The 25,876-nt window shown below is 40.1% G+C and carries 23 protein-coding genes; 18 read left to right on the top strand and 5 right to left on the bottom strand.

Annotated features, from left to right (window positions below; translation table 11 throughout):
* Positions 1-15: 15 nt before the first annotated feature.
* The 5 genes from adhE (at position 16) to RWN13_RS13690 (ending at position 6,659) form a co-directional block, all read left to right on the top strand.
* The gene (gene adhE / locus RWN13_RS13710; RefSeq protein ID WP_314064653.1) at positions 16-2,604 is read left to right on the top strand and encodes a bifunctional acetaldehyde-CoA/alcohol dehydrogenase; all 2,589 of its coding nucleotides are present in this window, start codon (positions 16-18) and stop codon (positions 2,602-2,604) included.
* Between the two features lie 125 nt (positions 2,605-2,729).
* Positions 2,730-3,602, top strand: a complete 873-nt coding sequence (locus RWN13_RS13705) for an ROK family protein (RefSeq protein WP_314064652.1) — start codon at positions 2,730-2,732, stop codon at positions 3,600-3,602.
* A 261-nt stretch (positions 3,603-3,863) separates the two neighbouring features.
* Entirely contained in the window at positions 3,864-4,727 is an 864-nt protein-coding gene (gene mreC, locus RWN13_RS13700; RefSeq protein ID WP_314064650.1) for a rod shape-determining protein MreC, read from the top strand.
* A 1-nt stretch (position 4,728) separates the two neighbouring features.
* Positions 4,729-5,235, top strand: a complete 507-nt coding sequence (gene mreD, locus RWN13_RS13695) for a rod shape-determining protein MreD (RefSeq protein WP_314064647.1) — start codon at positions 4,729-4,731, stop codon at positions 5,233-5,235.
* Positions 5,236-5,381: 146 nt separating this feature from the next.
* Positions 5,382-6,659, top strand: coding sequence for an NlpC/P60 family protein (locus RWN13_RS13690; RefSeq protein WP_314064644.1), 1,278 nt, complete (start codon positions 5,382-5,384; stop codon positions 6,657-6,659).
* Between the two features lie 45 nt (positions 6,660-6,704).
* On the opposite strand, the gene RWN13_RS13685 is transcribed toward RWN13_RS13690, so the two are convergent.
* Positions 6,705-7,418, bottom strand: a complete 714-nt coding sequence (locus RWN13_RS13685; RefSeq protein ID WP_314064641.1) for a prepilin peptidase — start codon at positions 7,416-7,418, stop codon at positions 6,705-6,707.
* Positions 7,419-7,564: 146 nt separating this feature from the next.
* Here RWN13_RS13685 and RWN13_RS13680 point away from each other — a divergent pair, with 146 nt between their 5' ends.
* From RWN13_RS13680 to RWN13_RS13660, 5 genes are all read left to right on the top strand, one after another.
* Positions 7,565-8,467 (top strand): hypothetical protein, encoded by a 903-nt coding sequence (locus RWN13_RS13680; protein ID WP_314064638.1) that lies wholly within the window; start codon positions 7,565-7,567, stop codon positions 8,465-8,467.
* 258 nt (positions 8,468-8,725) lie between these two features.
* The gene (locus RWN13_RS13675; RefSeq protein WP_314064636.1) at positions 8,726-9,601 is read left to right on the top strand and encodes a hypothetical protein; all 876 of its coding nucleotides are present in this window, start codon (positions 8,726-8,728) and stop codon (positions 9,599-9,601) included.
* Between the two features lie 436 nt (positions 9,602-10,037).
* Entirely contained in the window at positions 10,038-11,819 is a 1,782-nt protein-coding gene (gene uvrC / locus RWN13_RS13670; RefSeq protein ID WP_314064633.1) for an excinuclease ABC subunit UvrC, read from the top strand.
* A gap of 198 nt (positions 11,820-12,017) precedes the next feature.
* Complete coding sequence (locus tag RWN13_RS13665; RefSeq protein ID WP_314064630.1) at positions 12,018-12,917, top strand: ABC transporter ATP-binding protein; 900 nt, start codon at positions 12,018-12,020, stop codon at positions 12,915-12,917.
* Complete coding sequence (locus RWN13_RS13660; RefSeq protein WP_314064627.1) at positions 12,910-14,166, top strand: ABC transporter permease; 1,257 nt, start codon at positions 12,910-12,912, stop codon at positions 14,164-14,166. Before RWN13_RS13665 ends, RWN13_RS13660 begins: the two co-directional genes overlap by 8 nt.
* A gap of 117 nt (positions 14,167-14,283) precedes the next feature.
* Here RWN13_RS13660 and add read toward each other — a convergent pair whose 3' ends face one another.
* Complete coding sequence (gene add / locus RWN13_RS13655; protein WP_314064625.1) at positions 14,284-15,300, bottom strand: adenosine deaminase; 1,017 nt, start codon at positions 15,298-15,300, stop codon at positions 14,284-14,286.
* 195 nt (positions 15,301-15,495) lie between these two features.
* On the opposite strand from add, the gene RWN13_RS13650 reads away from it, so the two are divergent.
* The 3 genes from RWN13_RS13650 (at position 15,496) to RWN13_RS13640 (ending at position 17,396) form a co-directional block, all read left to right on the top strand.
* Positions 15,496-16,341, top strand: coding sequence for an aldo/keto reductase (locus RWN13_RS13650; protein WP_314064622.1), 846 nt, complete (start codon positions 15,496-15,498; stop codon positions 16,339-16,341).
* A gap of 439 nt (positions 16,342-16,780) precedes the next feature.
* The gene (locus RWN13_RS13645; protein ID WP_314064619.1) at positions 16,781-17,212 is read left to right on the top strand and encodes a hypothetical protein; all 432 of its coding nucleotides are present in this window, start codon (positions 16,781-16,783) and stop codon (positions 17,210-17,212) included.
* The gene (locus RWN13_RS13640; protein ID WP_314064617.1) at positions 17,196-17,396 is read left to right on the top strand and encodes a hypothetical protein; all 201 of its coding nucleotides are present in this window, start codon (positions 17,196-17,198) and stop codon (positions 17,394-17,396) included. The genes RWN13_RS13645 and RWN13_RS13640 overlap by 17 nt, the downstream gene beginning before the upstream one ends.
* A 202-nt stretch (positions 17,397-17,598) precedes the next feature.
* On the opposite strand, the gene RWN13_RS13635 is transcribed toward RWN13_RS13640, so the two are convergent.
* Positions 17,599-18,282: a metal-dependent hydrolase gene (locus tag RWN13_RS13635; protein ID WP_314064615.1), complete on the bottom strand. Its 684-nt coding sequence runs from the start codon at positions 18,280-18,282 to the stop codon at positions 17,599-17,601.
* Between the two features lie 94 nt (positions 18,283-18,376).
* A complete protein-coding gene (locus tag RWN13_RS13630; RefSeq protein ID WP_314064612.1) occupies positions 18,377-19,099 on the bottom strand; it encodes a gamma-glutamyl-gamma-aminobutyrate hydrolase family protein in 723 nt (240 codons plus the stop codon).
* Positions 19,100-19,341: 242 nt separating this feature from the next.
* Here RWN13_RS13630 and metG point away from each other — a divergent pair, with 242 nt between their 5' ends.
* The 5 genes from metG (at position 19,342) to RWN13_RS13605 (ending at position 24,460) form a co-directional block, all read left to right on the top strand.
* A complete protein-coding gene (gene metG / locus RWN13_RS13625; RefSeq protein WP_314064608.1) occupies positions 19,342-21,351 on the top strand; it encodes a methionine--tRNA ligase in 2,010 nt (669 codons plus the stop codon).
* Between the two features lie 74 nt (positions 21,352-21,425).
* The gene (locus RWN13_RS13620) at positions 21,426-22,193 is read left to right on the top strand and encodes a TatD family hydrolase (protein ID WP_314064605.1); all 768 of its coding nucleotides are present in this window, start codon (positions 21,426-21,428) and stop codon (positions 22,191-22,193) included.
* 2 nt (positions 22,194-22,195) lie between these two features.
* Positions 22,196-22,777, top strand: coding sequence for a ribonuclease M5 (gene rnmV / locus RWN13_RS13615; protein ID WP_314064603.1), 582 nt, complete (start codon positions 22,196-22,198; stop codon positions 22,775-22,777).
* The gene (rsmA, locus tag RWN13_RS13610; protein WP_314064600.1) at positions 22,764-23,651 is read left to right on the top strand and encodes a 16S rRNA (adenine(1518)-N(6)/adenine(1519)-N(6))-dimethyltransferase RsmA; all 888 of its coding nucleotides are present in this window, start codon (positions 22,764-22,766) and stop codon (positions 23,649-23,651) included. The genes rnmV and rsmA overlap by 14 nt, the downstream gene beginning before the upstream one ends.
* 233 nt (positions 23,652-23,884) lie before the next feature.
* Entirely contained in the window at positions 23,885-24,460 is a 576-nt protein-coding gene (locus RWN13_RS13605) for a hypothetical protein (RefSeq protein WP_314064597.1), read from the top strand.
* 99 nt (positions 24,461-24,559) lie between these two features.
* On the opposite strand, the gene RWN13_RS13600 is transcribed toward RWN13_RS13605, so the two are convergent.
* A complete protein-coding gene (locus tag RWN13_RS13600; RefSeq protein WP_314064595.1) occupies positions 24,560-25,663 on the bottom strand; it encodes a sn-glycerol-3-phosphate ABC transporter ATP-binding protein UgpC in 1,104 nt (367 codons plus the stop codon).
* Between the last annotated feature and the right edge of the window lie 213 nt (positions 25,664-25,876).

The raw sequence follows: 25,876 nt of genomic DNA, 5'->3' as shown, positions 1-25,876 counted from the left end.
GAGGATTTACATAATATGGTAGCGAAAAAAGAACAGACAATTGATGTTCCAAAAATGATTGATGAGTTAGTCGTCAAAGGGAACGAAGCATTAGCGATTATGGAAGATTTTGATCAAGCAAAGGTGGATCACATTGTCCATCAAATGGCGATGGCAGCTTTAAATGCTCATATGCCATTGGCAAAATTAGCGGTTGAAGAAACTGGTCGTGGTATTTATGAAGATAAGGCCATCAAAAATATGTATGCCTCAGAATCTATCTGGAACAGCATTAAAGATGACAAAACAGTTGGGATTATCAATGAAGACGATCAAAAAGGGATTATCGAAATTGCGACACCAGTCGGTGTTGTTTGTGGGGTAACACCTACTACTAACCCAACATCTACAACTATCTTTAAATCAATGATTTCAATTAAAACTCGTAACCCAATTATTTTCGCTTTCCATCCAAGTGCCCAAAAATCTTCTGCTGAAGCGGCTCGTATCGTTTTAGAAGCAGCAGTTGCGGCTGGGGCTCCTGAAAATTGTATCCAATGGATTGAACATCCATCATTAGACGCAACAAGCGGTTTGATGAATCACCCTGGTGTGGCAATCGTCTTAGCAACGGGTGGTGGCGCCATGGTTAAATCAGCTTACTCAACTGGTAAACCAGCTTTAGGTGTAGGTCCTGGTAACACACCAGCTTATATTGAAAAAACGGCTAAAATCAAACGTGCGGTGAACGATTTAATCGTCTCTAAAACATTTGATAACGGCATGATCTGTGCATCAGAACAAGGCATGATCGTGGATAAAGAGATTTACGATGAAGTGAAAGCGGAATTCCAAGCACATCAAGTGTACTTTGTGAAACCAGCTGAATTGAAAAAATTAGAAGCAACGGTGATGAATGCAGCTAAAACAGCTGTTAACCCAGCGATTGTGGGTCATTCTGCTGATGCGATTGCGAAACTTGCAGGCATTAAAGTGCCGACTGGTACGAAAATTTTAGTGGCTGAATTAGAAGGCGCTGGAATTGATTACCCATTATCATTAGAAAAATTATCACCAGTTTTAGCCATGATTAAAGCGGATAGCCAAGAACATGCCTTTGAATTGTGTGAAAAAATGTTAGCATTCGGTTTAGGCCATACAGCAGTTATCCACTCTGAAGACCAAGACTTGCAAATTAAATTCGGTATGAAGATGAAAGCATGTCGTGTGCTAATCAATACACCAGCATCTGAAGGTGGAATTGGTGATATCTATAACGAAATGATTCCATCATTAACATTAGGTTGTGGCTCTTACGGTAAAAACTCAGTCTCTAAAAATGTGTCATCAATTAACTTGATCAACATTAAGACATTGGCGAAACGGAGAAATAATATGCAATGGTTTAAACTTCCACCAAAAATGTATTTCGAAAAAAATTCAGTAGCGTACTTAGAAACAATGGAAAACGTTGAACGTGTCTTCCTAGTTTGTGACGAGGGGATGGTTAAATTTGGCTATGCAGACCTTGTAATGGACACGCTAAGAAAACGCAAAAACAAAGTTCAAATCGAAGTCTTCTCCGATGTTGAACCAGATCCATCAAGCAACACTGTTTACAAAGGAACCGAAAGAATGGTTGAATTCAATCCAGACACTGTTATCGCTTTAGGTGGTGGTTCAGCAATGGATGCGGCTAAAGGCATGTGGATGTTCTTCGAGCACCCAGATACAGAATTCTTTGGCGCGAAACAAAAATTCTTGGATATCCGTAAACGGACTTACAAGATTCAAAAAGCCGAAAAAACGCAATTTGTTTGTATCCCAACAACATCAGGTACAGGTTCAGAAGTAACACCATTTGCGGTTATTACAGACAGCGAAACTGGGGTTAAATACCCATTAGCTGATTACGCATTGACACCAGATGTGGCGATTATTGACCCACAATTTGTGATGTCAGTTCCAAGATCCGTGACAGCTGATACAGGTATGGACGTCTTGACTCATGGTTTAGAGTCTTATGTCTCTGTGATGGCATCTGATTACACCCGTGGTTTAAGCTTACAAGCAATCAAATTAGTCTTTGAAAACTTAGAAGCGTCTTGCGATACACCAAACGAAGATAACCGTGAAAGAATGCATAACGCTTCAGCACTTGCTGGGATGGCTTTTGCCAATGCTTTCTTAGGCATTAATCACTCATTAGCACATAAATGTGGTGCTGAGTATCATATTCCACATGGCCGTACGAATGCGATTTTATTACCACACGTGATTCGTTACAATGCGAAAGATCCATCTAAACATGCCATGTTCCCTAAATATGACTACTTCCGCGCTCATGAAGATTACGCAGATGTAGCGAAGTTCTTAGGTCTTAAAGGCAATACAACTGAGGAATTAGTTGAAGCGTTAGCGACAGCAGTTGCTGACTTAGGTAAGCGTGTTGGAATCGACATGAGCTTTAAAGCTCAAGGCGTAACCAAAGCTCAGTTAGATAAAACAGCGGATAATTTAGCTGAATTAGCTTACACTGACCAATGTACGACAGCAAATCCAAAAGAGCCATTAATTAGCGAATTGAAAGAAATCATCGTTCAAGCATACAATGGCATCAAATAATTAATATCAAAGCCAACTCATTGAGTTGGCTTTTTTTATAAGGTTAAAAAGATTATAATGTTTATGTGAATTGGCTTCTTTCTATGTTAAAATTTAACTCATATAAAGGTAGGAGGAGAATCTCTGTGGAAAATGAAACATTGCTGGTTTTTGATTTTGGCGGTTCGGCCATAAAGTATGGGGTCTGGCACAATCAAACTTTAAGGGAACAAAATCAAGTGGCAACACCTAAAACACTGCCCGAATTTTTAAAGACGTTAGTGACCGTGAAAGACGGGTTAGGGAAGTACTCCTTTACCGGTTGTGCCTGTAGCTCACCAGGGGCAGTCAATCAAGAGCAACGGGTGATCAAGGGTAACTGTGCGATTCCTTTTGTCCATGAGTTGACTTTTTATGACTCTTTGGAGCAGGCGCTGAATCTACCAATAGCAATTGAAAATGATGCGAACTGTGCGGCCTTAGCTGAAGTGACTTATGGGACAGCTGCTGGCAAAGAAGATGTTCTGGTCGTCGTAATTGGATCTGGAATTGGCGGTGCGGTCATCAAACACGGCAAAATTGAAAAAGGGCATCATCTATTTGGTGGTGAGTTTGGTTTTATGTTGTTAGAGGGGCAATGGAATTTCAGCCAGTTAGCAACGCCAGTAGCGATGGCGAAACGGGTCTCGGTTATGAAAGGGCTAGAGGAGACGGCTCTAACAGGGAAAGAGGTCTTCGAATTGGCAGAAGCAGGGGATTCGATTGCTAAGGGTGAAGTCCAGCAGCTGTTCTACTATCTGGCTGTAGGCTTGTACAATTTACAAACGAGTATTGATCCAGAAATGATTGTCATCGGCGGGGGGATTTCGGCCCGAGCTGATTTACTGGAAAAAATCGAGGAGCAAATGATGGTTATTTTTAATCGTGGTCAAAAAACAGCCATCAAACCTGATATTCGCTTATGCCAATTTAAAAATGATGCTAATCTTTTAGGGGCAGTGGCTAATTATCAGGGATGATAGCCTAAACGCTAGTGGGTGTAAAGTATTCAGCAAGAATTTTTCTTTATAATTATAAAATTGTGATAAGAATGGTGAAATTGATGATGAATCTTCAAGAACTTTATAGAAAATGCCAGTGATTAATGGTAAAATGGTTGAATGTATGTAGGTGGTTTGTTTCCTATTGTCTAAATAGAACGGAGTAGCCTAAAAAAATCAATCAGATAGTTGATTATTGACAACGCGTCTAAAGAACAGAAAGTATCTTGAGGTGGAACAGTGAAGAAGTTCAATTCTAGTAAAAATATAATTATCGCCATTATCATTGTGATTATTGTGGTGTTTGTTGTGACCTTTAGTTCTCAACAGCGGAATCAGTCAAAAGATTCAGGTGTGGCTCAGTCTCTGACCAGTGACATTGCCGCAACCGTTGACAAAATTGTGTCATTTCCTTTGCGAGCCGTTGAGGGTGGTATTCGATCCATCGGCAATTTATTTAGTACGTATGAAGAAAATGATCGTTTGAAAAAACGCATCGATGAGTTTTCTGCCATGGAAAGTGAAAAACAAAATTTAACAACCGAAAATAATGCATTAAAAGAGCAGTTAGAGTTAAATGCCACTATTTCAAACTATGAGAAAGTGACGGCTAGTGTCATTAATCGTTCACCAGATACTTGGCAAGATATTTTGATTATTGACCGTGGTAAAAATGATGGCGTAGATGTTGGTATGCCCGTTCTTGGGAATAAAGGCTTAATCGGTCGTGTGATTGTGGCCAATGCGGCTTCGGCTAAAGTGGAGTTGCTAACCTCGACGAATCAGAATTCCGATCATTTTCCAGTGATGATTTCGCCGCAAGAAGGTGAGTCGGTTTATGGCTTGATGGAAGAGTACGATGAAGAAGAGGGTGCTTTTATCATTACCCGCCTAACTTCCCTAGATGGGCTTAAAGCAGGCGATAAAGTAACCACATCTGGTTTAGGTGGTGCGTCACCAAAAGGTTTGTTGGTAGGCGAGGTTAAAAAAGTTAAAGACACTAGCTTCGGATTGGATAAGGAAGCCTATGTGACGCACGTATCTTCCATGTACGATATTCCATTTGTGACAGTGGTGAAACGTCTAGCAGGAAGTGATAATTAATATGGAAAAAAAGACCATCATGAAAATTATCTTACCGTTTATCTTGATTGTTCTGATGTTACTTGACGGACAGATTAGTAATTTATTACGTGTGGCAACGAACAATACTGTCTATTTAAATAGTCATTTATTATTAATTGGTTTAATATTAGGGTGCTTAAATTTAAATAAGCAATATATTGTCATTATGTCAGTTATTCTGGGTATTATTTTTGATGTCTATTATTACAGTATTATTGGTATTAATATGGTGTCATTACCTTTAACTGTCATGCTGATTTATGTGGTTTTTGATTATGTACGACCATCAATCCTCTCGATACTACTTAGTCTGGTGATTTTTATAACCATCATGGACAGTAGTGCGTACTTAATTCAAGCTATTTTTAAGTTGATAAATGGAGATTTGTTAGGCTTTATAACAAGAAATCTGGGACCTACTCTGATAATGAACATCTTCCTCTTTATTATTTTAAGCTATCCGATTAAAAAAATCGCTAAGCTGTAATTTATTGAGCAAGAAAGACTCTTTGAAACATTTTTGTAACATAGATATTATCTGACTGACATGTTGCTATGTTACAATTCATTCATTGATGAGGAAAACAAGTTAAATTTGTAATACATATAAAAAACGAGTCGGGGGAATGACCAGTGAAAAAGCGTCTTATATCTGCTATCATGGTAAGCACAATTTTGTTAGGGACAATTGCATTGCCAGTAGTAGGATTAGCAGATGATGTTGATACAAAAATTCAACAGTCTGAAAACAAAATTAGCGAATTAAGTGGCCAGGAAGCAGCAGCTTCAGCACAATTAGAAACGGTAAAATCAAACATTGAGAGCATTAAAGCTCAATCAGCAGAGTTGCAAGAGCAACAAGCTAAATTAAACCAAGAAATCACTAAATTAGGAACTGAAATCGAAGACTTAACAGTTAAGATTGACAAGCGTGATGCAACGATTAAAGATCAAGCTCGCTCAGTTCAAGTTGACGGTAAAGCGACTAATTACATCGACGCTGTCTTATCAGCTGATTCTGTATCAACTGCTATTACACGTGTTTTCGCCGCGTCTACAATTGTTAACGCAAGTAATGACATGATGAAACAACAAGAAAAAGACAAAAAATCTGTTGAAACTAAAAAAACAACATCAGAGACTAAAGCCCAAGAATTAAACCAAACAGTGGCTGATATTGAAGCGACAAAAGGTCAATTAATGGATCAAGAATTGCAACAGCAAGCATTAGTCAGTGGCATTGCTGCTGAACGTTCAACGGAAGAAGGCAAAAAAGCTGGATTCTTGAAAGAAAAACAAGAAGCGGAAGCAGCTCGTGCTGAACAAGCTCGTCTAGTGAAAGTAGCTCAGGAAGCTGCTAAACAAGAAGAAGCTCGTGTAGCTCAAGAAGCGTCACAAGCACCAACTAACACAACTAACCAAGGCTCTGATAACCCGAGCAATGGTAATTCTGACACACCTGCACCGAACCCAGGTAACGGCAACGGTAATGGTAATGGTAACGGAATTGTGACACCTCCGAAACCAGAAATCCCTGCACCAGCACCAAATCCAAGTGGTGGCGCAGCAGCAGTTCTTGCTGAAGCAGCTAAGCACATTGGCAAGCCTTACGTATTAGGTGGTAAAGGTCCAGATGTATTTGATTGTTCTGGTTTTACTTCATACGTTTATCGTATGGCTGTTGGCCGCGAAATTGGTGGCTGGACTGTTCCTCAAGAGGGAGCGGGCACACAAATTGCAGTGTCTCAAGCAGTAGCAGGCGATTTATTGTTCTGGGGTAGCCGTGGTGGTACTTACCATGTAGCTATTTCAACTGGTGGCGGTGGGTATATTCACGCACCAGCACCAGGTCAAAACGTCACTTACGGTTCATCAGCTTACTTTGCACCTGATTTTGCAGTAAGAATGTAATTTAATTAATCAAAGCGAACTCTTGATAGAGTTCGCTTTTTTGATTTAAAAGGGTCTCTGATTAAACTGCCAAATCAAATAGCTGATTAAGGCCCCCGCAAGAAAAGGGACGAATGGAATAGGGGTGGATTTAGTGGCTCTTGTGATTCCCCAAAGTAGAGCAGCGAGGCAGGCCGCTACGATGATTAAGTTCAACCCATAAGCACCTAGAAAAAGGCTCCAGGAGCTTAAAAGCAAAATATCTCCGTAACCCAGACTGTTAGGAAGTAGGAATGAGACAGCTGTTAAAACAGCTGTAGTAAAGAGACAGTCAATTAAGTGGAAGCTGAAAGGTGTTTTCAGTAACCAGATAGCTAGTGCTGTACAAAGGGTCAGTGGGAAAAAAATGAGGGGTTCAACAAGCAAATATAGACTATCAGTGAGACTTAGTAAAAGAGCCATTAGCATTAACAGCAAACCCGGGATAAACATAAGTGTCCAAAGGTGTGAATAGGTTAGTAAGCAAAAAAGTAACCCAGTGACGATTTCAGCGATGAAGGAGGTCTTTGGGTAAGTAAGGTGACAATAGCGACAACGACCGCCTAAACGAAGATAAGAGACTACTGGGACGAGATCACGAGCTTTCAGAGAGGATTGACAGTTGGAACAGTGAGAAGCGGGGGTGATCAGTGAAATTCCCAAAGGAAGTCGCTCACTAATTACTGAAAAAAAAGACCCAAAACAGCTACCAAGCCCAAACAATAGTAGATAAGTTAACATAAATTCACTCCTTTTTAATTTTGCCTATATAATAAGATACGAATAAATAGCGAAAACCTTTGAATTTTTTCAGATAATCAAGGATAATAATAAATGAGTCCCTTGTTAAGGTTGAAATACGGAGAACTATGGAAGGTGATAAGTACATGAAATACACAAAAAGAAATCTATTCATTATGTTAGTCGCCCTTGTTGTCTTTCTAACAGGCTGTCAAAAAGCAATAGAACCAGAAGAGGCTGGCGTTTTATTTGTTAATCGCTTTATATATGAAGTAAAAGATGAGCGTTTTGAGAAGAATTTTGTACAAGGTATGGAGCTTGATATAAAATTAGAGGAACAGCGTAAAGAGTTAATTGAAGACTTGGTGACAAGTTTTAGCGAGTTTGGAGGCGTCATTTCACCTAAACAGACCGAAGCCTTTTTAAAACAGTGGCTTGAGATGGTTCAGAGTCATGCGAAGTATGATGTATCTTCAGTAAAAGAGAATCGCAAAGAAAAAAATGTGACGATTACTTACAGTGTAAGAGGCATTGATTTTCAGGATGTCTACAAGTCAACTATGGAGAAGTTGATCGAACGGATGTTAGCTGATTCTGAATTAATGAGCAACAATGTCAAGTTAGGTGATTTGATTGTTCAGCTGTTGATGGAGTCGATGAAAGACGCGAAGATCATTGATAAGCCAATTAAGGTTTCAGTGACGATGGAGCAAGTGAAGAAAAAATGGCAACTAGGAACCGGTAGCGAAACGGAAACGGCGAACTTATTGCTGGCGTTTATGGCGGGTGTTAAAGATTTGGATACCTATGCGGCTAATATGAGTATTGCGGTTAATGAAGCAATTGCCGAGGCTAATAAACAAGTCGATCAAGAGTTTTCGCCAACACCAGTAGATGGTAAAGAAACTAAAAAAGAAACCAAAGAGGTAAGTGATAAGCTGACGGAAGCTGAAAAAGCTGCGGCTGAAAAGAAAGCAAAAGAGAAAAAAGAAGGTACTGTTGAGACGGTTGAAACAATTGAGACCTATGACGACAGTGAAAAAGATTAAGTGAATGAGACTGATTGTGTCAATAAGGCTATTGTCGACACAGTCAGTTTTTTTAGCGTGTTATTTAATTCGAGTTTAGCGCTACATTTTATCGTTTGAAACTTAACTTTTTAATCGTTCGTCACGTCCTGAACGATTGATGTTACTGACTTTTAGTAGGTAAGTGGTCGCCGTTGCTCATCGATGAGCAAAAATAGAGCAGAAAGTATGTGATGTTATGAATTAGAATGATAGACGTCGCAAAGAAAGGCTGGAGAAATGAAAAGTAAATTAACGAAAAAAATGATCGTCACAATCGTCGTTTTAGCAGTTGCATTAGTGGGTGGGGTTGTAGGCGCATCAGCTATGGCAAATTGGGGTGGCGAGGTTGATGTCGCTGCCATTAAGACTGCTGTTGCAAGTCTAGATAATAAATTAACTGCAAAAGAGCAATTGGCAAAAGAAGGGCAAACAAAAGTAACTGATTTAAGTAATAAGTTAGCAGCTTCAGAAAGCACTTTGAAACAGTCACAAGCAGAAGTCGAAAAGTTAAAATCTGAAAATGACTTATTAAAAGACGCCAAGTCAAGAGCAGATACATTAAATCAAACGATTACTGAGTTGAACAATCAAATCGTTCAACTTAATAATGGGATTCAACAAAAAAATGATACGATTAAACGCAATGAAGACCAGTTTAAGGAGCAACTTCAACAAAAACAAGATGAAATAGCTCGTAAACAACAAGAAGTGGATGGTAAGAATGGCGAAATTAATCAAAAAAATCAAGAGAATGAGCAATTAAGACGAGACGTCGAGGGGCAAAAAGCGCTAGCCGCTCAAAAACAAGCGGAGTTAACGACGGCTCAAAACAACGTAACAAGTATCAATAATGACTTAGTTGCTAAACGAGCAGAACTGACTAGAAAAGAAGCTGAGTTACAGGCTAAACAAGCGGAGTACAATACCTTAAGAGACCAATTAACTGCAAAAGAAACCGCAGTTAATCAGTTACAACAGGAGATTTCTCGTTTAACGGCAGAACGTGAGCAATTGTCTAATCAAAAGAATGATTCAGATGCCAAGCTACAACAAGCTCAAGTAGATGTTAAAACATTAAGAGACTATGTTCAGAGCGTGGATGCCAAACATTAACAACTAAAAGAAAATGCGGATTTGCGACATGATATGGGGGAAAAACAGCTAGGAAGAAGTTCCTGGCTGTTTTTGTGACGTTATAGGAAAGTATCTAGCTTTCTCTATATCGTAGTCGGCGTTAAGCGTAGCTCATCAATCACTACATAAATTTTGTTGTCTTGAACACTACGCAAGTAAACTTGCAAAAGTATGGCTCTCCGCTGCGCATAGATGACCCTTGTCTCTAATTGCAGCCGTTATTCTTAGTGGTTTACCGCTTAGAAATAAAGGACAACGTAGTAAAGCAATAAGAACAACGGCAGCGATTCGTGAAGCTCTTCTGACAAAAAAGTCTGATTGGTCAACTTTTCCTTGAGTTAGTGATATACTAATAGTGAAGAAGTTTGTCAAATAGCCACTTGTATGAGGTGGTAAGTAAAAGGAATGATCAGCCGTGAATGACCGTATAAAAAGTAAATTAGCCTTGCTGCCTGATCAGCCTGGCTGTTATTTAATGAAAGATAAAAACAAGACGATTATCTACGTGGGAAAAGCCAAGATCTTAAAAAATCGCGTGCGTTCTTATTTTACAGGTAGTCATGATACGAAGACTGAAAGACTGGTCAGTGAGATTGACGATTTTGAATACATTGTCACAGAGTCGAACATTGAAGCCTTGCTTTTAGAAATTAACTTAATCCAAAAAAATAACCCTAAGTATAATATCATGCTAAAAGATGATAAAAGCTACCCCTTTATTAAAATAACGAACGAAAAATACCCGCGACTGACCATTACCCGCCAAGTGAAAAAGGATAAGGCTAATTATTTTGGTCCGTATCCAGATGTTAAAGCTGCTAATGAAACAAAGCGCTTGTTGGATCGTCTTTACCCTTTAAGAAAATGTAGTTTGTCTTCTAAGAAACCTTGTTTGTATTACCACATAGGTCAGTGCTTGTGTCCAAGTGTTTTTGATGTGGATCCGAAAGTCTATCAGGTGATGGTAGAAGAAATCAAACGTTTCTTAAATGGAGGCTATACAGAAATCCAAGAGAGTTTGCAAACAAAGATGTTAAGTGCGGCAGAACAAATGGAGTTTGAAAAAGCCGCAGAGTATCGGGATCAAATCAGTTCAATCGAAACCGTGATGACCCGTCAAAAAATGACCAATACAGACTTTGTGGACCGAGATATCTTTGGTTATGCTGTCGATAAAGGTTGGATGTGTGTTCAGGTATTTTTTGTCCGCCAAGGAAAAATCATCGAGCGAGATGTGTCCGTTTTTCCTTTTTACAATGAGGCAGGGGAAGATTTTTTGACCTTTATTGGACAGTTTTATTTGGAAAACCAAAACTTTGTGCCTAAAGAAATTTTTATTCCTGCAGACATCGACAAGGTGAGTGTGGAAGCCCTAGTTAAAGCTAAGGTTTACCAACCCCAAAAAGGTGAAAAGAAAAAATTAGTGGAATTAGCCAGTAAAAATGCCCAAGTCTCTTTAATGGAAAAATTCGATTTGATTGAACGAAAAGAAGAACGAACTATTGGGGCAATTGAAAAATTGGGAGAAGCCATGGGCATTCCGACGCCTATTCGGATTGAGGCCTTTGATAACTCGAATATTATGGGGACTGACCCTGTTTCGGCTATGGTGGTATTTGTTGACGGTAAACCTCATAAAAACGACTACCGAAAATACAAGATTAAGACGGTTAAAGGGCCGGACGATTACGCCTCGATGCGCGAGGTCATTTATCGCCGTTATTCCCGTGTCTTAAAGGATGGCTTGGTTTTTCCTGATCTAATCGTGATTGATGGTGGGAAAGGCCAAGTGGATGTTGCGAAAGATGTCTTGGAAAATCAATTGGGATTGGATATTCCTGTTGCGGGCTTAGCCAAAAATGACAAACATCGAACGAGTGAATTGTTATTCGGACCAACTTTAGAGGTGATTCCCCTAAAAAGGAACTCACCGGAATTTTTCTTGTTACAGCGAATTCAAGATGAAGTTCACCGATTTGCCATTACTTTCCATCGACAATTACGGAGTAAAAACAGCTTTGCGTCTAAATTAGATGGAATTGATGGCTTAGGACCTAAGCGCAAGAAAAATCTCTTAAAAGAATTTAAGTCTTTGAAAAACATCCAAGGGGCGACGATTGAAGAGTTGGAAGCCTCTGGATTACCTAAAAATGTGGCCTTGAATGTATTTGAACATTTTAAGGAACCTGTTAGATAGAATTGCCATAAAGTAGTGATTGAATCAGTGTCAGAATATAACGATCTGTCTGATAAATGACTATCAGGTAGAGATTAATAGAGCCAGTGGAGCGGATTATCTTAGGATGGTCCGTTTTTTTCTGTTGGGGAATGTGGTATCATTTTACTATGAGATTGCTCGGGGGAGTGATTTAATAAAAAAAATGGAGGTTAAGGAATGCTAGAAGTGAAACAGTTAGTCAAGACGTTTGGTGATATGACAGCCGTCGATCATGTGTCATTTACAATTCCTGAAGGGAAAATATTAGGCTTAATCGGACAGAACGGTGCCGGTAAAACCACGACGTTCCGTTTAATCTTAGATTTCCTAACGGCAGATCAGGGAGAAGTATTATGGAAAGGACGTAAATTAACCGAGAAAGATTACAATGTCATTGGGTATTTACCGGAAGAGCGTGGCTTGTATCCGAAGATTAGTATTGAAGAGCAGTTAATCTATTTCGCTCGTTTGCGGGGGAAAACCAAAAAAGAAATTGCGCCTAAAATTGATGAATGGATGGCTAAGTTTCAAGTTAAAGGGAAAAAGACGGATAAAGTCAAAGCCTTATCAAAAGGGAATCAGCAAAAAGTTCAGTTGATTTCAACCTTAATTCATGAACCAGAGTTAATTATATTAGATGAGCCTTTTAGTGGCTTGGATCCTGTTAATGCCGAGTTGTTGAAAGACGGCATCATTGAGCTAAAAGAAAAGGGTTCTTGTGTTATTTTTTCCAGTCACAACATGGATAATGTGGAAAAAATTTGTGATCATTTGATTATGTTACGAGATGGTCAAATGGTCTTGGATGGGGAAGTTCATGAAATTCGTCAAAGTTTTGGTCGAACCAAATTATTTATTGAATCTGAACTATCATTAGAAGCGATTCAAGGAACTGAGGGTGTTTTAACGTCTCATTTGCGCAGCGATGGCATCATTGAAGCGACTCTACGTGATGAACAAGTGGGGCGTGAGCTTTTTGATCAAGCCGTTACATTTGGTTATATGCCGGTCTTTAATCAGCTGCCGCCAACTCTTGAGGATATTTTCAAAATGAAAGTAGGTGAAGGTCGTGAATAAATTTTGGGTAGTGGCTTTAGAAACCTATAAGCGTAATGTTAAAAGTATGACCTTTATTGTGATGATTTTAGCACCATTTTTAATGGTTGGGTTCAGTTTATTAGCGGGGCTAGTAGGAAATAATTTTGCTAAGACGTCTAATATTGCCGTAGTATCTAAAAATGAAGGGATTCGCGACGCCTTTATTAAGCAAACTGATTTTGATGTAGACAAAAAGGTTGAGACGAAAGATGAGGCCGAAAAGGCGTTAAAAGATGAAAAAATTGATGGCTTTTTGGTGATAGAGACGAATGAGGAAGGTTCTCTGATTTCTGGTGACTATTTTGGTAATACCTCTTTAGGCACAACCGATGAGATGAGCATTACGCAAATTCTGACGGGAATTCAAGTAGGATTTGTCTCTCAAGCGTTACAGTTATCAAGTGAGGATATTCAAAAGCTTAGCCAACCGGCTACCTTGGCGACTAAAACGGTTGAATTTAAGGATGGGAAGATGACAGATAAAGGGGTTAATCGCATGGTGATGACGATTAGTTCGATCTTTATTGGGTTAGCCATGTACATGATTATTCTGATGTATTCGCAAGTGACCTCGTCTGAAGTAGCATCAGAAAAAGGGACGCGGATTATGGAAATCATTCTTTCTAGTACGTCAGCGGCGAAACATTTCTATGGCAAGGTCATGGGGATCTTTATGGTGATACTAACGCAAGTAGTGGTGTACTTTGGAATTGGTTTAGGTGCCTTTTTATTTATGAAAGATACCGATATGGTAAAAGATGTTTTGGAAGTAGTCTCCATTAAAGAAATCGTTAAATCACTTCTAGGTTATAATTTAATTTATTTATTGCTAGGTGTGGTAATCTATACCATTTTATCCGCTTTTTGTGGCTCTTTAGTATCGAAATCCGAAGATGCTGGAAAAGCGGTAGCGCCTGTAACGTATTTAACGATGATTGGTTTTTTCCTGACGATGATTTTTGGCATGAGTGACCCGCAACATATCATGATGCGAGTGACTTCCTATATTCCTTTTCTTTCCTCCTTCACGATGCCATCACGGATTGCTAGTGGAACGGTAACCGATGCTGGGGTGATGATTTCATTATTAATTTTAGTGGTCTCAACATTGGTATTGTTGAAAGTGTCAGCTTCCATGTACCGTTCAACGGCCTTGGTTTACAGCGACGACGGCTTATGGAAGGCGTTAAAAAAATCAATCTCAATCATGAAAAGTGAAAAAAGATAATCATAAAAAATGTGAGCTGAGAGGCTCACTTTTTTTGACTACTAGGTACGGATCTGCCTAATTGCTGTATTAACAAAAAAGCCCGAAAAACTGTCGGGCTTAAGAGATTCGATGATATTAGAGATTGGCATAGTCGGTTGTCAGTTGTCTGTGCAAGTCTCTTTTTGCTTGGTCGCTAATGAATGCACCGTCGACAGCATTGTGGTTGAGGGTTTCCATAGTGTCGTAGCTGATGCCGTACCATTGATGAAGTTTCATGTACTCATCAGTTAAGGTAGTGTTTGAAACGGTCCGATTATCAGTGTTGATGCACAAGTTTACCCCAGCATCCAAAAAGGTTTTAAAGGGATAGTCTGCCAAGTTGAGGACGGCTTTTGTTTGAAAGTTACTAGTTGGGCACATTTCCACTAGGGTTTGATTATCGAGACAGGACTGTAAAACAGTTGGGTCTTTTTGAATGGCGATACCATGACCGATGCGAGTGGCACCTAATTTGATGGATTCAGCGACATTCTGCGGACAGCCGCATTCCCCTGCGTGCAAGGTCACAGGAATCTGATGAGAGGTTCCAAGTGAGATCAGTTCGGCAAAAAGGTCGGTCGGATAACCGGCTTCGTCACCAGCTAAATCAAATCCAGCCACACCTCGGCTTAAAAATTCTTTGGCACACTCGATGACCTCTTGGTTGCGTTCAGGGGAGTGATGGCGCATCGCACAAAGCAAGGCATTGCTCTTGACGCCAAAGTCTGTTTCTCCCCGTTTAAGACCAGCTAAAATGGCATCTACGATTTCTGAAATGCTCAGTCCGCCTTTTACAAACAGCATCGGGGCAAAGCGAACTTCAATATAGGTGACATTTTCTTCAGCAACTTGGGCAATTAAATCATAGGCCACTAGTTCCAAGGCAGCGGTCGTCTGTAAATAAGGTAAGACGATGTCAAATCGCTCCAGGTATTCAAGTAAACTTTGGCATTCTTCTGGAGCGATTAGTTTCGCAGCTAACTCAGGGCCAGTCGCTGATATTGGTTTGTTTTGAGACTGAGCTAGTTGTTCCAAAATATGAGGGCGGACGGAGCCGTCGAGGTGACAATGGAGTTCGATTTTTGGTAGGGTTTTGACTATTTCTCTTTTCATGTAAGTCCTCCTTGTTAAGTGTGAGCGGTTTAAAAGTTTATCTATTAAGATACACGTTTTTTTCTGATAAAGCTAGTGTAAGTTAAAAGAATGATAAAATTATGAGAACAATCACCGCTAGCAAAGCTAAAAACAGTCCCTTTGATTGGCAGTTCTCTGAGTTTAAGTGTAAAATAGAAGGAGATAACGAAAGGAATGGATGCTGTGAATATAACAAGTACAAAAAAACTTGCCAATGGAGTTGAAATGCCTCGTTTAGGTTTAGGAGTTTGGAAGGCGAAAGATGATGAGGAAGTTATCAATGCAGTCAAATGGGCCATTGAGACAGGGTACAAATCGATTGATACGGCGGCAATTTATAAAAATGAAAGTGGCGTCGGTATTGGCTTAAAGGAATCAGGCGTGAAACGAGACGATATCTTTGTGACAACCAAGGTTTGGAATGACGATCAGGGATATGAGACAACGTTGTCTGCTTTTGATGAGAGTTTAAAAAAATTGCAACTTGATTATGTTGATTTGTATTTGATTCACTGGCCAGTTGCTGGAAAATACAAAGAGACATGGCGTGCGTTAGAGCACTTATACAAAGAAGGTCGTGTCAAGGCGATTGGTGTTTGCAATTTCCATGAACACCATTTACGTGATGTGATGGCCGATGCTGAGATAATGCCAATGGTCAATCAAATTGAACTTCATCCCTTGTTAAATCAACTGCCTTTAAGAGGCTTTTGTGAGGAACATGGCATTGCCGTTGAAGCGTGGTCGCCTCTGGGCCAGGGCAACTTGTTGACGGACGAGCGATTAGTGGCTATGGGTAAAAAATACGATAAAACACCGGCTCAATTGATTATTCGTTGGGATTTGGAACACGATATTATCACGATTCCGAAGTCCGTGACAGAATCACGTATTAAACAAAATGCTGACGTTTTTGATTTTGAGTTAACAGCTGACGATAAAAAAGCAATCGATGAATTGCATACGGGTGAGCGGTTTGGCACGAATCCTAATGAGTTTGATACAAAAAGAATGTTTTAAGCGGGAAACCAAGTGGAGCCTAAACCTGCTTTGATCAAAAAAACCTCTCAAGCTCTTCAATACGAAGAGATTGAGAGGTTTTTGTGTTTTTGCTAGTTCGTTTATTAGTTAGCTCCTGGGCAGATGACTTAGCCATTTTAAAGGAAGTGATGTTTTTTTGAATACACCACGAAGAAAGTTCAAACCCCCAACTGATTTACTAGCCAGAAAATTCCTAAGAAATGAACGTTACACAAAGTATTTTTTACAAGCTGTTTTAGACTTATAAATCGCTAGTCTGGAGATTCTCGAAGGGAAGCAAATTCACACGGCGACAGATGATGTTAGTGAACAAATTTTCAATACCGAGGTAGATGTTTTAGTGAAACTTGAGGACGGTACAAAAGTCATTGTTGAAGTTTAAGTTAACCCACAGAAACATTCAATGTTGAAACGGTGATTGACTTATGTTGCGAAAGAAGTTATTGATGACTTTGAAAGAACAAGAGCAGAAAGTAAGAATACTCACACAGCATACAGAGGTGTCAAACCTATTTACGCTGTCAGCATCTTGGAATATAATCACTTTGATGACAGTAACCCATTATATGATTTTACTTTCAAAGACAAGCATAGTGATATGCGTTATACAGATATTGATGGCAAAGAACTACAACGCCATGTCTTTTTAGAACTAAAGAAATTTGACAATAATGCTAACATCGAAAAATCGGTTAAGAACTGGTTTCAGTTTTGGGCAAATGTGACAATTGATTCAAATGCGGACAAAGTGATTCTAGAAGCAGATGAACAGGTTTTAGATGAAAGTAAATGGAGTAAGGAGGCGAAGGAAATGTTGGCAGAAAGAGTTCGTAGTGAAAAGAAAAGCTGAACTATACGATGCTAAACAAGAAGGTCTAATAGAGGCTTCTAAGAAGGCTTACCAAGAGAAAGTTGAATCAGTTATTAACTTTACTAAAATTGGCCTAACCCCTGAACAGATAGGTGAAGGGCTCAGCCTTTCTCTTGATGAAATCAAGAGAATTCAAGTGGAACATAGTTTAAGTTCTCAGTAACTCACCTCAACTAGTACTTTAACAAGATGGAACATTAAATCGTTTTATTTCTCGTAGGATGACTCGTCAAAGATAAGCACTGCATGAGTTTTGAGACTTTAACTCTCTCCTATCTCCATGTCATGGCCTTGTCCACTGGCGCTCACCTATCGCACAATAGTCGTTAAAACATTGAAAGGCTGAGACCATGGTCCCAGCCTTTTTACAAATCGATGGTTTCACCAATCGCCACAGGTAATCCTTGTTCCTCAGGCAATAGCTTAAAGAAGTCTTGGGGATCTTGTTCTATAACTGGGAAGGTATTGTAGTGGACCGGCACAACTTTTTTAGCCTTTAGCCATGAGGCAGCAATGGCGGCATCAGCTGGCCCCATGGTGAAATTGTCTCCAATTGGTAAAAAGGCTAAGTCGATGGCGTGCTGCTGGCCGATGAGAGTCATGTCGGTAAACAAGGCGGTGTCACCAGCATGGTAAATAACTTTATCGTCAATAGTTAGAATTAAACCGGCTGCGATTCCTAAAGGATGGACTTGACCATGTTCATCTTCATAGCTGGAACTGTGGATCGCTGGCGTCAGCTTAAGGGTGCCAAAGTAAAAGCTAAATTGACCACCAGGCTGCATGCCGTGTGTTTGATAATCTCTTTTGGCGAAATAACCTGCCAGTTCAAAGTTAGCGATAATTAATGCGCCTGTGCGGTGGGCAATGGCAGCAGTATCTCCCACATGATCGTTATGGGCGTGAGTTAAGATAATCACATCCGCTGCAACGGTTTCTGCATCAAGGTCACTGTAGGGGTTACCGCTGATAAGTGGGTCGATTAAAATAGTTTGCTGTTGATTCGTGACGATTTTTACACAAGATTGTCCGTGCCAAGATACGTTCATGCTTAATCTCCTCCTAATAGGTTGTTAGTCTCAGTATACCTCACTCAGAAAGAGGATTCAAAAAAACGCCTGAGAATCAGACGTAAGAATGGTGTTATAACTGATTGACAAAAAAGTCAAAGAGCTGCCGTTCAGAGGGATGAGCCTGGAAACTAAGTTCGGGATGCCATTGGATAGCCAATACTCGTTGGCTGTCATCGTGCCATTCGACTGCTTCGATAATTTGATCAGCACTAATTGCACTGGTTTTAAGTGAAGGAGCTAGTCGTTTAATGGCTTGGTGGTGGTAGCTATTAACGCGGTAGCTTTCGCCGACTAAATCCCCTAATAAACTATCTTTTTCCACAGAAATACTGTGGGTTGGGTGTTTAGGCAAGGTTGGCTCTTGAACATGACGAACGTTCCAATCGGAATAAAGAGATAAGTCCTGGTAGAGATTACCGCCTAGAGTGACATTTAGGATTTGCATCCCACGACAAACGGCGAAGATCGGTTTGTGCTGAGCGAGAGCTTCTTGAATTAAGGCCTGCTCGAAAAGATCGCGGTCTGGGTTTGTTCCTTGAAGCAAGGGGTGAGGTTCTTCTCCGTAAAGAACCGGATCCACATCTTGTCCACCAGCTAAAAGAAGTTTGTCGATGCTCGACACGTAGGCTTTAGCATTATCTGGGTGTGTAATAGGTAGCAGTAAAGGTAGCCCACCGACGGCTTCTGTTGCAGAGACAAACCCTTGAGGGGTGTAAGTAACAGCATTCCCGTGGAATTCAGTTGAACCAGCAGCCAGTTGATTGGCTGCAATCCCAATAATAGGTTTGGGCATAAAAAAACCTCCAATAAAATAGAATAAATCCATTGTATCATTTATTTATCAGGGAACAACTATTTCGATCTCTTCCTTTGTTTAAATGGAGTATGAAGGATTGATGAGAGTCCTCAGTTTATCACCTGTTAGAGAACGAAAAATTTTGAGAAAAGGGGATGAAATATGGTATACTGATAAGTAAATTGCGGACAGAAATAGCTTTGTTGGCTAATTTCTATTTGAAGGAGGATTTTTGTGTTATGGCAGATAAAAAAACATTTTATATAACAACGCCTATCTACTATCCAAGTGGTAAATTACACATCGGTAGTTCATATACAACCATCGCATGCGATGCTGTGGCAAGGTACAAGCGTTTAACGGGTCATGATGTCCTGTTTTTGACTGGACTTGATGAGCACGGCCAAAAAATTGAATCAAAAGCAGCTGAGATGGGGATTACCCCCCAACAATATGTGGATGAAATGGCAGTGGATGTGCAGAAGTTATGGAAAGACTTGGATATTACGAATGATATTTTTATTCGAACGACTAATGAGGATCATGTCAAACAGATTCAACAGGTCTTTGAACGATTATTAGCTCAAGGAGATATTTATTTGGGTGAATACGAAGGCTGGTATTCTGTTTCTGATGAAGAGTACTTTACTGAAAATCAACTGGCAGAAGTTTATCGCGATGCAGATGACAAGATGATTGGTGGTAAGGCGCCAAGTGGCCATGAAGTAGAATTAGTGAAAGAAGAGACTTATTTCTTTAAAATGAGTAAATACACGGACCGTTTATTGCAACATTATGCGGAACATCCAGAGTTTATTCAACCGGAATCCCGTAAAAATGAAATGTTAAATAACTTTATCAAACCTGGTTTAGAAGACCTTGCCTTAACACGTACGACCTTCTCTTGGGGTGTTTCAGTGCCAAGTAATCCAAAACATGTGGTTTATGTCTGGATTGACGCCTTATTTAATTACATTACAGCTCTTGGGTATGGGTTGGATGATGATAGCTTGTTCCAAAAATATTGGCCTGCCAATGTCCAAATGATTGGGAAAGAGATTGTCCGTTTCCATACGATTTACTGGCCAATCATGTTAATGGCATTAGATATTGAATTACCTGAAAAGATTTATGCTCATGGCTGGATTGTCATGAAAGATGGCAAAATGTCCAAATCAAAAGGGAATGTGGTTTATCCTGATATGTTGATTGAACGTTATGGGTTAGACGCCCTGCGTTATTATTTATTGCGGGCGATTCCTTTTGGGAATGATAGTGTCTTTACACCGGAAGACTATGTAGCCAAGGTTAACTATGACTTAGCTAATGATTTAGGAAACTTATTAAATCGCACGATTGCCATGATCAACAAATACTGTGAAGGCATTGTGCCGAAGTATGCGTCACTTGTGACGGATTTTGACAGTGAATTGTCAACAACCGCAGCTAATGTCATTGGCAATTATCATAAAGCTATGGATAATATGGAATTTAGTGTGGCCCTAAAAGAAATTTGGGTGTTGATTTCACGAGCGAACAAGTACATTGATGAGACTGAGCCTTGGGTATTGGCGAAAGATCCTGAGAAGAAAAAAGAATTGGACAGCGTGATGGTACATTTAGCTGAATCTTTGAGAATTGCAGCGATTTTACTACAGCCAATTATGACGGAATCACCAAAAGAAATTTTCAATCAGTTAGGCTTAACGGGAACTAAATTAGACATGGAGACGATTCGTTTTGGTGAGTTTCCTGAAGGTAAAAAAGTCGTGAGTAAAGGAACACCAATTTTCCCTCGTTTGGATACGGAACAAGAAGTTGAGTATATTAAGATGAAGATGAATGAAACGACTGCGGCGTTAAACGCCGATGATTTTACTTGGAATCCGGAAGAAACTGAGCTGGTATCAGTTAAAGACAAAGAAATCAAATACGATGCGTTTGACCAAGTAGAGTTAAAAGTGGCGGAAGTCATTGATTGTAAAAAGGTTGAAGGTGCCGATAAATTGTTGCAATTTAGATTAGATGCGGGAGATAAAGCCCATCGTCAAATTTTATCAGGTGTTGCTGAATTCTATCCGAATCCCGCCGATTTGATTGGCAAAAAAGTGCTAGTAGTGGCTAACTTATTGCCGCGTAAAATGCGGGGTGAAATTAGCCAGGGCATGATTTTATCAGCTGAATTTGATGGTAAATTACAGATTATTGAAGCGCCAAAAGGCGTGCCAAACGGCTCAATTATTGGGTAAGACAGATCGTAAACGATTGGAAACTGTTGTTTTCAGTCGTTTTCGTCTGTCAGCAGTGAATAGGAGAGGATAACATGATTTTTGATACTCATACGCACTTAAATGTGGCACAATTTTCAGAGGATATACCTGAGACGGTGGCCCGTGCCCGGGAATTAGGGGTAACGGAGATGGCGGTTGTCGGATTTGACACGCCGACGATTGAAAAATCCTTGGAGTTAAGTCGGGATTATGAGGATATATACAGCATTATCGGTTGGCATCCGACAGAGGCTGGCAGTTATTCAACGGCCATTGAATCTGACTTACAGTCCAAACTAAGCTTGCCAAAAGTGGTCGCACTTGGCGAAATTGGGCTGGATTACTACTGGATGGAAGATCCGAAAGAGGTTCAAGATAAGGTGTTTCGTCGTCAAATTGCCATTGCCAGAGAAATGAAGTTGCCGATCAGTGTTCACACCCGTGATGCGATTGAGGATACTTACCAGATCTTAAAAGAGGAAAGAATTCATCAGGTTGGGGGCATCATGCATAGTTTTAGTGGCGATACGGAATGGATGGCACGCTTTTTGGATTTGGGCATGCATATTTCAATCAGTGGCGTCGTCACATTTAAAAAAGCAGTGGAGGTTCAGGAAGTAGCGGCAGCGGTACCTGGGGATAAATTGCTGATTGAAACAGATGCGCCATACTTAGCACCGGTCCCATTTCGAGGCAAGCGGAATGAACCGGGATACACCCGTTATGTAGCAGAGCGGGTGGCAGAATTACGGGGTGAAAGCTTGGAGCAAGTAGCCCAAGTAACCCGTCAAAATGCTCATCACTTATTTGGAATAGGATAATTATGGAAGATAAATTAAAGATTCAAGAAATTATTGTCGTTGAAGGCAAAGATGATACCAAACGAATCCAGGAAGTGGTTATGGCAGACACGATTGAGACAATTGGTTCGGCCATTAATGAGGAAATTCTAGAACGGATTGCCCATGCTCAGGAAATTCGTGGTGTGATAGTCTTTACGGACCCGGATTTTTCTGGTGAGAAGATTCGCAAGATTATTACTGACGCGATTCCGGATGTCAAACATGCCTTTATCTCCAGACGACTGGCCACACCGGCTAAGCGTGGGGCTAGTTTGGGTGTGGAACATGCCAGTGACGAGGCGATCATCGAAGCCCTTAAGAATGTGATGACCCCTCAAGATGAAGGGCAGACCGAGGAAATCTCTCAGGAATTGTTGATTCGCTATGGATTGATTGCAGGCCCTAAAGCCAAAGCGCGGCGTGAAGCATTAGGGGATTGTTTGCGAATAGGGTATACTAATGGCAAGCAATTACGCAAGCGGTTGAAGATGTTTCAGCTTTCGGAAGCAGAATTGGTTGCCGCTATGGAAATCGTGTTAAAAGGAGAAATTGATGGAGTATAAAGATATTGCAACACCTAGTCGGACAAAAGAGATATTAAAGCAGTACGGTTTTGCCTTGAAGAAAAGTTTAGGCCAAAATTTCTTAACAGAACCGAATATTTTACGAAATATTGTGGCAGCTGCAGGACTCTCTGAGGAAACAAATGTGATCGAAGTGGGTCCTGGAATCGGTGCGCTGACAGAACATCTGGCTCGATCGGCTAAACAAGTTTTGGCTTTTGAAATCGATGGTCGTCTGGTAGAGGTCTTGGCTGATACATTAGGCCCTTACGACAATGTGACGATTATCAATGAAGATGTTCTCAAAGCAGATTTAGTGACCTCTGCCAAGGAAACCTTTAAGGAAGACCTGCCTTTAAAAGTAGTTGCTAACTTACCTTATTACATTACCACACCGATTATGATGCATTTGTTAAAGTCGGAATTGGACATTACTGAAATGATTGTCATGATGCAAAAAGAAGTGGCGGATCGAATCAGTGCGAAACCTAGTACGAAAGCCTATGGCTCTTTATCGATTGCGGTTCAGTACTATATGGACGCGTCTGTGGCGTTTATTGTTCCTAAAACGGCTTTTGTCCCACAGCCAAATGTAGACTCAGCGATAATTAAATTGACCAAGCGAGATAAACCAGCAGTGGAAGTGGTCAATGAGAAGAATTTCTTTAAATTGACCAAAGGAGCCTTTTTGCAACGGCGCAAAACTTTATGGAATAATTTACTTGCTAACTATGGCAAAGAAGAGGCCACGAAAGAGCGTTTGATGAAAGCTTTAGAAATCGCGAAAATCGACCCAAAAAGACGGGGAGAAACCCTATCATTACAGGAGTTTGCTGATTTATCTAACGCTTTGGAAAGTTTGCCAGAAGTTTAAGAACTAAATAGCTATAAAAGTGAGAGTGGGATGATTGTCCTGGTCTCACTTTTTGCTTATAAGTGAGATAGGAGAAAGAGTATTAGGTTGTTTAGCATGTGTTGAATCAGGTTTATTTTGATGGAAGCGCTAAGGTGTCTTGACACCTCTGGTTAACTCCTTTACAATATGATATACAAAGGTGTCAAGACACCTTTTGGAGATCAGTTATTTAAGAAGGAGTTTTGTTTAAGATGATGTTTACCTCAGTAAAAAAATTAACTTTTTCAGCTATTTTAATTGCCTTGGGTATTTTAATCCCCATGGTGATGCCCATCAAAATTGTGATTGGACCAGCGTCTTACACTCTTGCTAGTCATGTACCAGTCTTTTTGGCGATGTTTATTTCGCCAGGTGTGGCGGTGGCCGTGGCTTTAGGCACGGCATTTGGTTTCTTTTTATCCTTTCCTGCGATTATTGCCTTAAGAGCCTTATCTCACGTGGTATTTGCGGTGATTGGGGCTTATATTTTACAAAAGAGACCGACGATTGTCTCATCTTTTTGGCAGTTTCAAGCTTTTAGCGCTTTGATTGCCCTGATTCATGCAGCAACTGAATTATTAGTCGTGGTGCTATTTGCCACATCAGGTCAACAAACCGCAGCCACATACTGGTTGTTTTTCTTAACAGTGGGTGTTGGTGGTTTTATTCACAGTATGGTGGACTTTACCATTGCCTATTATCTCGGCGAACGTTTGAGCAGGCAATTTGATTTTCCAGTATTTGCTCATAGCCAACAGTTAACACAATACGTTCAGGCAAAAGCATAAAAAAACAGCTCATCTGGTTAAGGATGAGCTGTTTTTATGTTAATATCTGATCTCAAAACGTTGATGACATGATTAAGAGATCTAGAAAAGGGGGACGAATTAACGGATAACTAATTCTGTTTCAGTATCAAAGAAATGGCTCTTGTTTAAGTTGAAGGCAAGATCAATTACTTCACCTGGACGATAAGCAGAACGAGCATCTACCTTAGAAATAAATTCAGTGTCGCCAACAACGGTATAAAGCATGGTTTCTGCACCTAATAATTCAGATACAACCACTTCAGATTTAACTACTGAATCAGGTGTCGCGTCTAAAACAATCGGCTCACTGTGAATATCTTCTGGACGAATCCCGAAGACTAATTTTTTACCTTCATAGCCCTGTTCTTTTAAGACTTTGTATTTACCTTCTGGCAAGGTTAACTTAACGCCGTGCTCATTAGAGATGACACCATTGTTTAATGTAACATTAAAGAAGTTCATGGCAGGCGAGCCGATAAAGCCAGCAACAAACACGTTATTTGGTGTATCGTAAACTTCTTTAGGAGACCCTATTTGTTGAATAAAACCATCTTTCATAATAACGATTCGATCAGCCATGGTCATGGCTTCTGTTTGGTCATGGGTAACATAGATGGTGGTTGTTTCTAAACGACGGTGCAATTTAGCGATTTCCGCACGCATTGCCACACGTAGTTTAGCATCTAAGTTTGATAAAGGCTCGTCCATTAGGAAGACTTTAGCATCACGAACGATGGCACGACCTAAGGCAACACGCTGACGTTGACCACCAGAAAGAGCTGCTGGTTTACGTTTTAAGTATTCTGTTAAGCCTAAAATTTCGGCGGCATTATCCACCCGAGTTTGAATTTCTTCTTTCGCATATTTACGTAGTTTTAACCCGAATGCCATATTATCAAAAACAGTCATATGTGGGTATAAGGCGTAGTTTTGGAATACCATGGCGATGTCACGGTCTTTTGGCGCAACGTCGTTCATTAACTTGTCACCAATCCACAGTTCACCTTCAGAAATATCTTCCAAACCAGCAATCATCCGTAGGGTTGTTGATTTACCACAACCAGAAGGGCCAACGAAGACGATAAATTCACGATCTTGAATGTCTAAATTAAAATCTGTTACTGAATAAAAGTCATTGTTGTCGTATTTTTTATGAATACTTTTTAAAGCTATTTCTACCATAATATTCCACTCTTTCGTCATTTAATTTTGTTAGTTGATAAATGAAGTATACGTGAAAGCGATACCTTGGGACAATGTTAAGTTGCACAAGAAAAGTGGTGATATTTTCGTCAAAGTGACAGAGAAGAGCTGGAAAACGCGTTGCCTAAGCGTTTATAGGCATAATGAAACAGTTCGATAGATACTATTACAGGTATTCTATCGAACTGGATT

It is taken from the genome of uncultured Vagococcus sp., assembly GCF_963518325.1.
Lineage (GTDB): Bacteria > Bacillota > Bacilli > Lactobacillales > Vagococcaceae > Vagococcus_D.
Note: the sequence above shows the minus strand (reverse complement) of the source record. Positions and strands in the feature narration are given on the sequence as shown.